Source organism: Streptomyces sp. NPDC052016 (genome assembly GCF_044548445.1).
Lineage (GTDB): Bacteria > Actinomycetota > Actinomycetes > Streptomycetales > Streptomycetaceae > Streptomyces.
This window is the reverse complement of record NZ_JBIUBX010000005.1, coordinates 314,363-325,711: the sequence shown is the minus strand read 5'-3', so window position 1 is coordinate 325,711 and position 11,349 is coordinate 314,363. Positions and strand designations below refer to the sequence as shown.

Below are 11,349 nucleotides of genomic sequence, written 5' to 3'. Positions count from 1 at the left end.
CAAGAAGTCGGCCAACGGCCTCGTCTGAGCCGTGCCGGACGCGATAGCAGCCGCGGCCGCCACGACGCACCCCCGTGGCGGCCCGGCCCGCCCCCGGCTCCCCTGAGATCTCTCCTCGCGACAGGAGGCGCGTCTCGCATTCGCACCGACGTCAGTGCAACCGTTGAGTGAACCCGGCTGTCTCACCTGATATCAGACACACGGACTCTTCGGGGGACACCATGGTGCGAAGCAGAACCGTCTGGGCGACCGCCGCCCTCATGACCGCCGCCCTGGGCGTGGCCGCAGTGCCCGCCGAGGCCACTCCCGTCGCCGCTGCGCGGGCCGTCGCCTGTCCCACCGGCTGGGGCAGCCTGGACAAGGCGTACACCGCCGCCTCACTGGAGTCGGTGCGGTCCGTCAGGACCGGCAGCCACGACTGCTACGACCGGATGGTCGTCGACGTCCCGGGCGCGGGCAGCGACGACCTCGGCTTCGCCGTCCGGTACGTCGACGGCATCCACCAGGACGGCTCGGGACGTCCCATCCCCGTCGGCGGCGGAGCCATCCTGGAGGTACGGGTGCACGCACCCGCCTACGACCCCGACACCGGCAGCCCCACCTACCCCGCGACACCCGGTCGTCCTCTGCCGGGCGTGGACCTCACCGGCTACCGCACCTTCCGCGACGCCCGCTTCGTCGGCAGCTTCGAGGGCGACACCCAGATCGGACTCGGCGTGCGGGCCCGGCTGCCCTTCCGGGTGCTGCGGCTGGCCGACCGCCTCGTCATCGACGTGGCCCACACCTGGGGAACCGCCCGCTGACCCGACCGCCGCCGTCCCGCAGTGCACGGCGCTGACGCCGGCCCGGGGGGCGCCGCGCGCCGCCCCCGGGCCGGCCGTGCCCGCGCGCGTCCGTCGTCACACCGGTGCCGGGACACGGGTACGGGGCGGCGCAGACCTCCCCAGGTAGCGCCGCCCCGCCTTTTTCCGGCACCGTCCGCCTGCCCGCGGATCGGCACTTCACACCTGGATCACTCGGCCTCCCAGCGGAGCAGGTCCCCCGGCTGGCATTCGAGCACCTCGCAGAGTGCGGCGAGGGTGGTGAAACGGACGGCCTTGGCGCGGCCGTTCTTGAGCACGGCCAGGTTGGCGGGCGTGATCCCGACGCGCTCCGCCAGCTCGCCCACGGACATCTTCCGCTTGGCCAGCATCACGTCGATGTCGACGGCGATCGGCATCAGATCACCTCGGCCAGCTCGGCCTGCATCCGCGCCGCCTCGACGTCCCGGGCGACGGCCTGCGCGAGCAGCATGCGCAGGACGAGGACGATGAGCGCGACCCCGAGGACCGCCACGCCCACCCCGCCGACCAGGAGAACCACGCCCGGCGCCACGGCCTCGCCGGGTGCCAGGACGACGCCGAGCGCGAACACCAGTAGGGCGGCCGCCACGATCGCGCCGGTCACGACGTCGACATAGCGGAACGCGGCATCGGAGAACACGGTTCCGCGCCGCACCATCGTGACCAGCCGCCACACGCAGACCAGCACGACCTGGCAGGTGAGGACCCAGAGCACCACGATCACCAGCAGCGGGACACGCAGGTACGAGACGTCCGCGCGAAGCCCGCTCAGGTCGACGGCCAGCAGCGGCACCATCACCGCCTGCACGAACACCGAGCCGGCGAGCAGCATCCCGAGGACGGTCCGCAGCGCCAGCAGCGTCAGTTTTCCCATCGCCTCTCCCTCAATCGAGCAACGATCGGAATCTATCGATATTCGATAGGAGAGGCAAGCGGGTGCCGAAGGTCTTTTCGGCTGGTCCAACCGGGGAACCCGGTCCTGCGCACCGCACCGACGACCAGAGGAGGCCGATGTGACGGAGGGCCGAGACACCCCGCAGGACCCGACCGCGCAGCACCCGCGTCCCGACTTCCCGCAGCAGGACCAGCCGCATCCCGGCTGGACCGGTCCGATGGACCCGCCGCCCGACCACGGCGAGGACTCCTACCGCGGCTCCGGCCGTCTGGAGGGGCGCAAGACGGTGATCACCGGTGGCGACTCCGGGATCGGGCGGGCGGTGGCGCTGGCCTTCGCCCGTGAGGGAGCCGACGTGCTGTTCACGTACCTCGGCCAGGAGGAGGCCGACGCCCGCGAGACGTGCCGTCTGGTGGAGGACGCCGGGCGCAAGGCCGTCGCCGTGTCGTGCGACATCCGCGAGGAGGACGCCTGCCGGGCCCTGATCGACCGGGCCGTCGCGGAATTCGGGTCCATCGACGTCCTGGTGAACAACGCGGCCTACCAGATGTCGCAGCCGGAGGGCATCGAGGCGATCTCCACGGAGCAGTTCGACCGGGTCATGCGCACGAACCTCTACGGCATGTTCTGGCTGACGAAGTTCGCGCTCCCGCACATCCCGGCGGGCGGCAGTGTCATCAACTCCACCTCGGTGCAGGCCTACAAACCCAGCCCGCACCTTCTGGACTACGCGATGACCAAGGGCGCCATCGTCACCTTCACACAGGGCCTCGCCCAGATGGTCGCGGAGCGCGGCATCCGCGTGAACGCCGTCGCGCCGGGTCCGGTGTGGACGCCCCTGATCCCCGCGACCATGCCCGACACGGCCGAGTTCGGCAAACAGAGCCCCCTGGGCCGGCCGGCCCAGCCGGCCGAGCTCGCTCCGGCCTACGTCTACCTCGCCTCCCAGGACGCGAGCTTCGTCACCGCCGAGATCCTCAACGCCACCGGCGGCACACCGCTGCCCTGAGCATCGGCCGGCCCGCCCCGTCCTCGGCCCCGGGTGCTCCGGGCGGCTGAGGACGGGCCGCGGCCGTCCGGACGGCGCCCGTGCGCGCGGACGCCGTCCGTACCGTGACGCCCTACAGGGCGCGTTCGATCCGCTCGGCCAGAAGCTGCACGAACTTCGCCGGCTCGGTGGGCCGGCCTCCCTCGGCCAGCAGGGCGAGGCCGTGGAGGAGTTCCACGCTCTCTGCGAGGGCCGCGCGGTCCTTCCCGTCCCTGAACGCCTGGTTCAGGCCCTTGACCAGCGTGTGCTCGGGGTTCAGCTCGAGAATGCGCCGAGTGCGGGGCACCTCCTGGCCCATCGCGCGGTAGAGGTTCTCGAGCGCGGGCGTCAGGTCGTGCGTGTCGGAGACCAGGCAGGCCGGGGAGACCGTGAGCCGGGAGGACAGCCGTACGTCCTTGATCTCCTCGCCGAGGTGCTCCTTCATCCAGCCGAGCAGGCCCGCGTACTCCTCGCCCTGCTTCTCCCGGTCCTCGTCGGACGTCTCCTCGCCGGTGTCGAGGTCGATCTCGCCCTTGACCACGGACCGCAGCTGCTTGCCCTCGTACTCGCCGACCGCGTCGGTCCACACCTTGTCCACCGGATCGGTGAGCAGCAGCACCTCGATGCCCTTGGCGCGGAACGCCTCCATGTGCGGGGAGTTCTCGATGGCCGCGCGGGACTCGCCCGTCATGTAGTAGACGGTGTCCTGGCCGTCCTTCATCCGCTCCACGTACTGCTTGAGCGTCGTCGGCTCGGTGTCGTCGTGGGTGGTGGCGAACGAGGACGCGGCGAGCAGCACGTCGCGGTTCTCCGCGTCGGTGACCAGTCCCTCCTTGAGGACGGCGCCGAACTCGCGCCAGAAGGTGGCGTACCGGTCGGGGGCCGCGGTCATCATGTCCTTCACCGAGGACAGGACCTTCTTCGCCAGCCGCCGGTGCATCAGCTGGATGTGGCGGTCCTGCTGCAGGATCTCCCGCGACACGTTGAGCGAGAGGTCCTGGGCGTCGACGACGCCCTTGACGAAGCGCAGGTACGGCGGCAGCAGCGCCTCGCAGTCGTCCATGATGAAGACGCGCTTGACGTACAGCTGCACGCCCCGCTTGTAGCCCTGGGTGAACAGGTCGTGGGGGGCGTGGGAGGGGATGAAGAGCAGGGCCTGGTACTCGAAGGTGCCCTCCGCCTGGAGCCGGATCGTCTCGAGGGGGTCCGTCCAGTCGTGGCTGATGTGCTTGTAGAGCTCGTGGTACTCCTCGTCCTTCACCTCGTCGCGCGAGCGCGCCCAGAGGGCCTTCATCGAGTTGAGCGTCTCGGGCTCGGGCGTGGCCTCGCCGTCGCCGCCGTCGCCGTCCTTCGTGGCGGTCGGCCGCGGGATCATCCGGATGGGCCAGGTGATGAAGTCGGAGTAGCGCTTGACGATCTCCCGGAGCTTCCACGCGGAGGTGTAGTCGTGGAGCTGGTTCTCGGGATCGGCCGGCTTGAGGTGCAGGGTGATCGCGGTGCCCTGCGGGGCGTCGTCGACCGTCTCCAGCGTGTACGTACCCTCCCCGCGGGACGACCAGCGCGTGCCCTGGCTCTCGCCGGCCCGCCGGGTCACCAGGACGACCTCGTCCGCGACCATGAAGCTGGAGTAGAAGCCGACGCCGAACTGCCCGATGAGCCCTTCCGCACCGGCGGCGTCCTCCGCCTGCCTGAGCTCCTCCAGGAACTTGGCGGTGCCCGAATTGGCGATCGTGCCGATGAGCCCTGACACCTCGTCGTACGACATCCCGATGCCGTTGTCCCGCACCGTGAGCGTGCGGGCGTCGCTGTCGGCGTCGATCTCGATGTGCAGGTCGGACACGTCGGCGTCGAGCGTGTCGTCCCGCAGGGCGGCGAGGCGCAGCTTGTCCAACGCGTCGGAGGCGTTGGAGACGAGCTCACGCAGGAAGACATCCTTGTTCGAGTAGATCGAGTGGATCATCAGCTGCAGGAGCTGACGGGCCTCCACCTGAAACTCAAACGTTTCGGTCGGCATGGTTCGCGACTACCTCTCGGTCCCAGACGTCCGGAACTGGCTGACGGCAGCACTTTAGGACAGCGGGTCGCGGCATCCGAACCGAACTGGACGAAGGCGTCGTGCCGCGCCCCCGGGACAGGGCGACTCCGGGACGGCGGCGGGCGTCACCGCGCCCGGCTCCGCCGCCTGCGCGCGAATCCCGCACCCGGAGGCGGGGACCGTACCGACTCCGTCCGGGGAGCCGCCCATGCGCGCACCGAGGGGCGCGGCCGGGCGTGTCAGTGCCCCCGCCCCCGCAGCCTGCCGAGCAGCCGCTGCGCCTGGGACCGGCGGCGCGGGTCGGCGGCGGCGCGGCGCACCTGCTCGATGGTGCGACGCCCCTGCGGGCTTCTGCTGAACTGCTTGATCTTCTCCAGCATCCCTGGCATGACTGCCCTCCTGAAAAGAGTCGACGAGGCCGAAGAGCCCGGCCTGTGTACTGACGCGTCTACCCCGGCCCCGCCGCCTCACCCGCGGTGTCAGCCGTGCGGCCCACAAGCCGACGCGGACGCGGAGGCGTTGGTGGGGACGGGACACCACACCGTCCCGTCCCGTGCACAGACCGGAGCCGGGCGAGTTCGGTGGCAGGCAACTCGGCAGCGCGTCGTGCGCGACCGGCGGCGGTGACCCGGCTGCCAGGGTCAGAGGTCGAACTCGACGTGTTCCACGTCGGTGAACTCGACCAGCAGGCCGTGAGCACGGCGGCCGCTGTCGCGGAAGTAGATCTCGCCGAGCCCCTCGGCCGCGATGTCCCGCAACTGCTGCTCCGTGGCGCCCCGATCCCGGGCCTCGAACAGGCGGGCCGCGTACTGCGGGGGCAGGGCCACGGTGAGGTGGCGCAGGCGGGCGTCGTCGGTGCTGCCCGGGGCGGCGGTGTAGCCGAATCGGGCGCGCGTGTCGATGACGATGCCGTCGGTGGTCGCCGCCTGCCGCCTCGCCTTCGCCCGGACCTGCGGCTGCCAGCGGCTGCGGACCTCCCGCTCCAGGCGGTCCGCGAGCTCCTTCCTCGGCCGTCTGATCTGGTCCTTCACATACCGTTCGACGGTGCGCTGGGAGATGCCCAGCAGGTCGGCGACCGCTCGGGTGCCCTTGAGCTGCTTGACGAGGTACCGCATCCGCGCGCCGGCCGACTTGGGGACCGGGCGGGTGAACGCCTTCTGCAGCACCGTCTCGAGACCGTCTCCGACCGTGTCCATCGGTCAGCCTCCCCTACTCTCCGCCGTCCACGGCGGTGACCCGGCCGTCCTTGATGTACCGGGCCAGGTTGAGGTCGTCGCCGTGTTCCTCGCGGACGCCCTCGGCCCACAGGGTGGTCTGGGTGCCCTCGTGCTTGACCATCCCCGGCGACACCCCGAGCCGGAACGAGCCGGGCACCGTCCTGCCGTCCTCGGTGTAGGGCAGGACGTGCAGCGGGGTTTCACCGTCGGCGGCGTACACCGCGCAGTCGGACAGGATCGCCACCGGGTAGCGGTCCGTCGCGGCGGCGAGGGCGAGGATCTTGCGGTGCATGTTGGTCCGCGCCCGGGAGATGACGGTGGCGCGGATGTCCGGCCGCCACGTCGGGCGGGCGAGCGCCGGCCAGGGCCGGCCGGGCTTCCAGCCCCCGCCGCGCGGGCGCTCCCTCAGCTTGCCGATACCGCCCTTGACGGTCGCCTTGATCGCGGCCAGGACGATCGCCATCTGCTCGTCGCGCTGCTTGCAGCCGTCCATCGCCGCCAGGAACTCCTCGGGCGGCAGGTCGCCGGTGACGCCGAGGTCCGCCATGGTGGCCACGTACGCGTCGCGCAGCCGCTTGTACCAGGCGTCCAGGTAACGGCCGTTGTCCGGCCGCACCCACGCCTCCAGCGGGGCGACGTCGTAGCCCAGCTCGACCGCGTACGCCACGGTCGGCGTCGCGTACCAGGCCGGGCCGTCGGGCCGCTCGCCCTTCGGGGTGAACGGGCTGGGCAGCAGCTCCGCCTCGAGCCGCGTCCACTCCTTGCCGACCCGTACGCGGGAGAGGTCCACGTGGGAGAGGTCCACCAGCCAGCTTCCGGGGAGCTTCGGGTCGAAGGCGGGTTTCCGCACGTGCACGGGGGCGCCGAGGCCGACGACCGCGCCGTTGGCGGCCGCGCCGAACGCCAGGTTGACGTCGATGCCGACGACGTACGGCCGCAGGCACTCCGCGTCGGTCAGGGGCCGGGCCCAGTCGTACGCCTCCTCCAGCAGCATCTCGGCCGGGCCTCGCTGGTGGAAGCGCGGCAGATCGGCGAGGAGGGGGTGGCCGTCGGGGGCCTCGCACGGCGCGCAGTCGACCGGCTGCGTACCGAGGGAGCCGGGGTTGTGCTCGCTGTGCCGTCTGCCGTCGGCGCCCGGCTCGCTCGCCCGGGTGGGCGGGTGCAGGGCGGTCATCAGTTCCAGGCCGGTCACGGCGGTGGAACCGCACGGGGTCGTGACGCGTTGCGCGTAGGTGCCGAGAAGCCGGGCGAGTTCGGCGGGCGCCAGGTCGGCGGCGCCGTGCCAGACGCGGGCGTCGAGGGCGTCCCAGGACGGGACGCACAGCTGGACGCACTGGCGCCGGCCGCCCTGTGCGGGCCGGTAGATCCGGGCCCACGGGCCGAGCCCGCGCCGGGTGAGCTGCCAGTCGGCGCGCTGCAACTGCCGTACGGCCCTGTGGTCGTCGGGGATCCGGCCGGCCAGACGCTCCTCCTGCGACAGACGGGTCGGCAGCCCGTAGCGCTCGCAGGCCGCGGGGGTGAGCACGAGCAGCGGGTCGGCGTCCCTGCCGTGCGGGTTCAGCCGGGGCGCGCCGAGCGCGGCCTCGGTGAGGGCCCACTGGACCAGGGCCGGGAGGGAGGCGGCGGGCACGTCCAGGACCAGGCCGCCGACACAGTACGCGACGGCCCGGCCGTCCTGGTCGGCGTCCACGACGGCGAGCGGTCCGTGGGCGAAACGGGGGTCGACGGCGGCGGCGGCCTTCGTCCGGTCCGCGTGCTGGGCACGCGCCCGAAGGCCGGCCTGCGACCTGCGGTCCGCGCCCCGGCGGTCCACCGGGTGGTGGACTGCAGGGTGGTGGACCGCAGGGTGGTGGACCGCAGGGTGGTGGACCGCCGACCCGCGGTCCGCCGACCCGGGGCCCGCGGACGTGAAGTCCACGCCCGCGGAGTCCATCGGTACGGAGGCCGCTGGCGCGGTGGTCGCCGCGGGCGGAGCGGAGGCTGCGGGCGCGGTGGTCGCCGGGGGCGGAACAGAGGCTGCGGGCACGGTGGTCGCCGCGGGCGGAACAGAGGCTGCGGCCGTAGCTGCGGGCGCGGTGGCCGCCGAGGACGCAGTGGAGGCTGCGGGCGAGGCGGACGCCGCAGGCCCGGCGGAGGCCGCAGGCCGAGCGGACGCCGCAGGCCCGGTAGAGGCCGCAGGCCCAGCGGACGCCGCAGGCCCGGTAGAGGCCGCAGGCCCAGCGGTAGCCGAAGGCGAGGCGGACGCCGCAGGCCCGGCGGAGGCCGCAGGCCGAGCGGTCGCCGCAGGCGAGGCGGACGCCCCGGGCACACCGATCGCCGCAGGCCCGGTAGAGGCCGCAGGCCCAGCGGTAGCCGAAGGCGAGGCGGACGCCCCAGGCCCGGCGGAGGCCGCAGGCCGAGCGGTCGCCGCAGGCGAGGCGGACGCCCCGGGCACACCGATCGCCGCAGGCCCGGTAGCGGCCGCAGGCCCAGCGGTCGCCGCAGGCGAGGCGGACGCCCCGGGCACACCGATCGCCGCAGGCCCGTCGGCCACCGCGGGCCCGGTGGACTCCTCAGGCCGGGCGGAGGCCGCTGGGCTGGACACCTCGGGCGCACTGGTCGCGGCAGGCCCTGCGGAGGCCCCGGGCGCACCGGTCGCCGCCGGCGTGGTCTCCGCGGGCTGGGTCGGGGCGGGGACGGGCCGTGCCGGGGCGGGGGCCGGGTAGCGTGCGGCGAGGCCTTCGAGCAGGCGGCGGTAGGCCTGCAGGCGCTCACCCCTCGGCTCGGCACGGCCCGCCTCCCACGCCTGGATGCTGGGCACGCGCACGCCGAGCACCTGGGCGACGGCGGCCTCGGTGAGGCCGGCCGCCTCGCGCAGCCTGACGCGTTCGGCCGGGGTGGGCAGCACGCTGCCGTCGTCGACGGCGGCGAGCAGCGCGTCGACGGCCGCGAACAACTCCGGTTGCTGGTCGGTCATCTGTGTCCCCGTCCCCTACCGGACGCCCTGGCGGATCTCTTCCAGGCGAGTGATCAGCCGCTGGTAGCGCTGCGAGGCGGCCTGGGAGGAGTTGAGCCCCTGGTGGCGGGCGATGCGCCGCCAGTCCATGCCGCGCCGCCTGGCCTCGATGACGACCTGGGCCTCCAGCCGGTCGAGGCTGACGCGCATGTCTTCGAAGAGGCCCAGCGCCGCGGCCACGTCGTCCGCGGCCGGGTCCGGCTGCTGTCCGTCGCCCTGCCGGTGGCCGGCGGCGGCCGTCAGGACCCGGCCGAGCAGCGCGGCGTCCTCTTGGAGACGGTGGGCGGCGGCCCACGGAGCGGCGGGGTCCTCCGTCGGCGCGGACAGGCGCCCGGCGGGGTCCCGAACATCATGTGCCATGTGATCACTCTACGCGGAGGTGCAACGGAACAACGGCTCGTTGTTCCGTTGCACCTCCGCGCCGGGTCTCGATCCGGGCCCCGATCCGGATCCCGCGCAGGATGCCGATCCAGGTCCCGATCCGGGTGCCGATCCGGGACCCGATCCGGGTGCCGATCCGGGACCCGATCCGGGTGTCGCGCCGGATGCCTATCCAGGTCCCGCGCCGATGCCGGTCCGGGACGCGGGTGACGCGCGCTCAGGCGTTCGCGCAGGCGGTGCCGTTCAGGGTGAACGCGGCCGGCGCGGTGTTCGTCGCGCCCTTGGCCGCGATGAAGCCCACCGTGACCGAGCCGCCCGCCGGGACGGTGGACGTGTACGAGGCGGGGGCGACGGTCACCGTGCCGCCGCTCTGCGTGGGGGTCCCTCCCCACATGTTGGTGATCGTCTGGCCGTCGGCGAACGTGAACCCGAGGCTCCAGCCGCTGACGGGAGCGGTGCCGGTGTTGCGCAGCGCGATCTCGCCCTGGAAGCCGCCCGGCCACTCACCGACGACGCGGTAGCCGACGGAGCAGCTTCCGGCCGGCGTGTCGTCGGTGGTGACGTTCACCGTGGCCGAACGCGGTGAACGGTTGCCGGCCGCGTCACGGGCGTAGACGGCGAAGGTGTACGCGGTGTCGGCGGTGAGACCGGTCAGGGTGACGGAGTTCGTCGCGGACGCGGCGGTCTTCGTCTCGGTGCCGCCGCTGACACGGACGATGTCGTAGCCGATCACGCCAACGTTGTCGGTGGACGCGGTCCAGGTCAGGGTGGCGGACGTGGCGGTCACGGCGGAGGCCGCCGGGGTACCGGGGGCCGTCGGGGCCTGGGTGTCGCCGGGGTTGCCGCCGCCGAAGACCGTGGCCTCCCTCGCGGTCTGGGCGATGCCGTTGGCGCCGTTGAAGATGCGTTGACCCCAGGAGCTGAGCCGGCTGGGGTCGAAGTCGATCGCCAGGTCGAGGATCGGGTCGGTGTTGCCGCTCCAGGACCAGGCGAGGTAGCCGAGGCGCAACTGCTGGGCCGTGGCCATCATCGTGTCCTCGTCGGGGTCGCCCCACTGGTCGGCGGGTCCGCCGAACTCGCCGATCAGAATGGGGAGCCGGGCGTTGACGAAGGCGTTCAGGTAGTCCGTGATCTCCTGGGCCGTGTCGAAGACGCTGTACATGTGGATCGAGAAGATCAGGTTGCCGGTCGGGTCGGCGTCGTACACGGTCTGCGCGTTCGCGCGCATGACGCCCTGCCAGTCCTGGCCCCAGTTCGGCGCGTCCACCATGATCGTGTGTTCGAGGCCGGCGGCACGCAGCTTCTTCACGGCGGCGATCGTCGGGTCGGTCCAGCCCTGCGGTTCGGTGTTGCCCCAGGGTTCGTTGCCGATGTTGACGATGACGTAGTCCTCCTCGCCGGCCAGGACGTCCTTGAGGCCGATCCAGTAGTCGGCGGCCTGGTCGAGGGTGCCGGCCGCGGCCTCCTCTCCGTAGCCGGTGGTGTCGTGCACCTCGAGGACGCAGATGAGGCGGTTGGCCTTGCACTGGTCGATGACGCGGGCGACGTCGTCGGGGCTGTTCTCGGTCCAGCGGTGGCCGTTGGAGAGGACGACGCGGACGGTGTTGGCGCCGAGCGCCTTGACGTCGGCCAGGGACTGCGTCTCGCCCGGGTACCAGGTGTGGGCGTGGTTGACGCCGCGCATGACGAAGTCGTTGCCGTTGCCCTCGAGCAGACGGCCGTCGCTGATGTGGAGGCCCGTGGCGAGGGCGTCCGGGGACTCGGCGGCCCGGGCGGCGGCCGGGGTCAGTAAGCCGAGGACCACGGCGAGGCCGAGCAGCGGGGCCAGTGCGGGCAGGATCCTTTTGCGTGTCGCGCTTCTTGCTCTTCTCACTGCGACTCCAGGGAGTGAGCGCCGGAAACCAGGCATCGGACAATGTGTGGGAGCGCTCCCATGAAGCCACTATGCCAAGTACAC

The 11,349-nt window shown here is 72.6% G+C and carries 9 protein-coding genes and 2 pseudogenes; 2 read left to right on the top strand and 9 right to left on the bottom strand.

All coding sequences use genetic code 11. From position 1 onward, the window contains the following. Window positions 1–221: 221 nt before the first annotated feature. A complete protein-coding gene (locus tag ACIHAR_RS09420) occupies window positions 222–803 on the top strand; it encodes a hypothetical protein (protein WP_400018216.1) in 582 nt (193 codons plus the stop codon). A 209-nt stretch (window positions 804–1,012) separates the two neighbouring features. Here ACIHAR_RS09420 and ACIHAR_RS09415 read toward each other — a convergent pair whose 3' ends face one another. Together ACIHAR_RS09415 and ACIHAR_RS09410 are read right to left on the bottom strand one after the other, a co-directional pair. Beyond that, window positions 1,013–1,219: a helix-turn-helix transcriptional regulator gene (locus ACIHAR_RS09415; RefSeq protein WP_365457775.1), complete on the bottom strand. Its 207-nt coding sequence runs from the start codon at window positions 1,217–1,219 to the stop codon at window positions 1,013–1,015. Continuing rightward, on the bottom strand, window positions 1,219–1,716 hold the full coding sequence (locus ACIHAR_RS09410; RefSeq protein WP_365457772.1) for a DUF2975 domain-containing protein: 498 nt from the start codon (window positions 1,714–1,716) through the stop codon (window positions 1,219–1,221). Before ACIHAR_RS09410 ends, ACIHAR_RS09415 begins: the two co-directional genes overlap by 1 nt. 139 nt (window positions 1,717–1,855) lie before the next feature. Between ACIHAR_RS09410 and ACIHAR_RS09405 the strand changes: the two genes are divergently transcribed. Then, complete coding sequence (locus tag ACIHAR_RS09405) at window positions 1,856–2,746, top strand: SDR family oxidoreductase (RefSeq protein ID WP_365457769.1); 891 nt, start codon at window positions 1,856–1,858, stop codon at window positions 2,744–2,746. A 112-nt stretch (window positions 2,747–2,858) separates the two neighbouring features. Here the strand turns inward: ACIHAR_RS09405 and htpG are convergent, their stop codons facing one another. From htpG to ACIHAR_RS09370, 7 genes and pseudogenes are all read right to left on the bottom strand, one after another. Continuing rightward, on the bottom strand, window positions 2,859–4,778 hold the full coding sequence (htpG, locus tag ACIHAR_RS09400) for a molecular chaperone HtpG (protein WP_400018212.1): 1,920 nt from the start codon (window positions 4,776–4,778) through the stop codon (window positions 2,859–2,861). A 260-nt stretch (window positions 4,779–5,038) separates the two neighbouring features. Continuing rightward, complete coding sequence (locus ACIHAR_RS09395) at window positions 5,039–5,188, bottom strand: hypothetical protein (RefSeq protein WP_365457763.1); 150 nt, start codon at window positions 5,186–5,188, stop codon at window positions 5,039–5,041. Window positions 5,189–5,440: 252 nt separating this feature from the next. Beyond that, window positions 5,441–5,995 (bottom strand): telomere-protecting terminal protein Tpg, encoded by a 555-nt coding sequence (tpg, locus tag ACIHAR_RS09390; RefSeq protein WP_365457760.1) that lies wholly within the window; start codon window positions 5,993–5,995, stop codon window positions 5,441–5,443. A 13-nt stretch (window positions 5,996–6,008) separates the two neighbouring features. Then, window positions 6,009–8,006, bottom strand: a pseudogene (gene tap, locus ACIHAR_RS09385) (telomere-associated protein Tap); the annotation flags it as partial. A 744-nt stretch (window positions 8,007–8,750) separates the two neighbouring features. Then, window positions 8,751–8,972: pseudogene (locus ACIHAR_RS09380) on the bottom strand (helix-turn-helix domain-containing protein); the annotation flags it as partial. A 15-nt stretch (window positions 8,973–8,987) separates the two neighbouring features. Then, window positions 8,988–9,371, bottom strand: coding sequence for a hypothetical protein (locus ACIHAR_RS09375; protein ID WP_400018209.1), 384 nt, complete (start codon window positions 9,369–9,371; stop codon window positions 8,988–8,990). 238 nt (window positions 9,372–9,609) lie between these two features. Beyond that, window positions 9,610–11,265, bottom strand: a complete 1,656-nt coding sequence (locus ACIHAR_RS09370; RefSeq protein ID WP_400018207.1) for a cellulase family glycosylhydrolase — start codon at window positions 11,263–11,265, stop codon at window positions 9,610–9,612. Between the last annotated feature and the right edge of the window lie 84 nt (window positions 11,266–11,349).

Bases quoted from the DNA above. Each gene is read 5' to 3' on its own strand.
- tpg (WP_365457760.1), bottom strand. From the start codon at position 5,995: ATGGACACGGTCGGAGACGGTCTCGAGACGGTGCTGCAGAAGGCGTTC.
- ACIHAR_RS09415 (WP_365457775.1), bottom strand. From the start codon at position 1,219: ATGCCGATCGCCGTCGACATCGACGTGATGCTGGCCAAGCGGAAGATG.
- ACIHAR_RS09395 (WP_365457763.1), bottom strand. From the start codon at position 5,188: ATGCCAGGGATGCTGGAGAAGATCAAGCAGTTCAGCAGAAGCCCGCAG.
- ACIHAR_RS09420 (WP_400018216.1), top strand. From the start codon at position 222: ATGGTGCGAAGCAGAACCGTCTGGGCGACCGCCGCCCTCATGACCGCC.
- ACIHAR_RS09375 (WP_400018209.1), bottom strand. From the start codon at position 9,371: ATGGCACATGATGTTCGGGACCCCGCCGGGCGCCTGTCCGCGCCGACG.
- ACIHAR_RS09410 (WP_365457772.1), bottom strand. From the start codon at position 1,716: ATGGGAAAACTGACGCTGCTGGCGCTGCGGACCGTCCTCGGGATGCTG.
- htpG (WP_400018212.1), bottom strand. From the start codon at position 4,778: ATGCCGACCGAAACGTTTGAGTTTCAGGTGGAGGCCCGTCAGCTCCTG.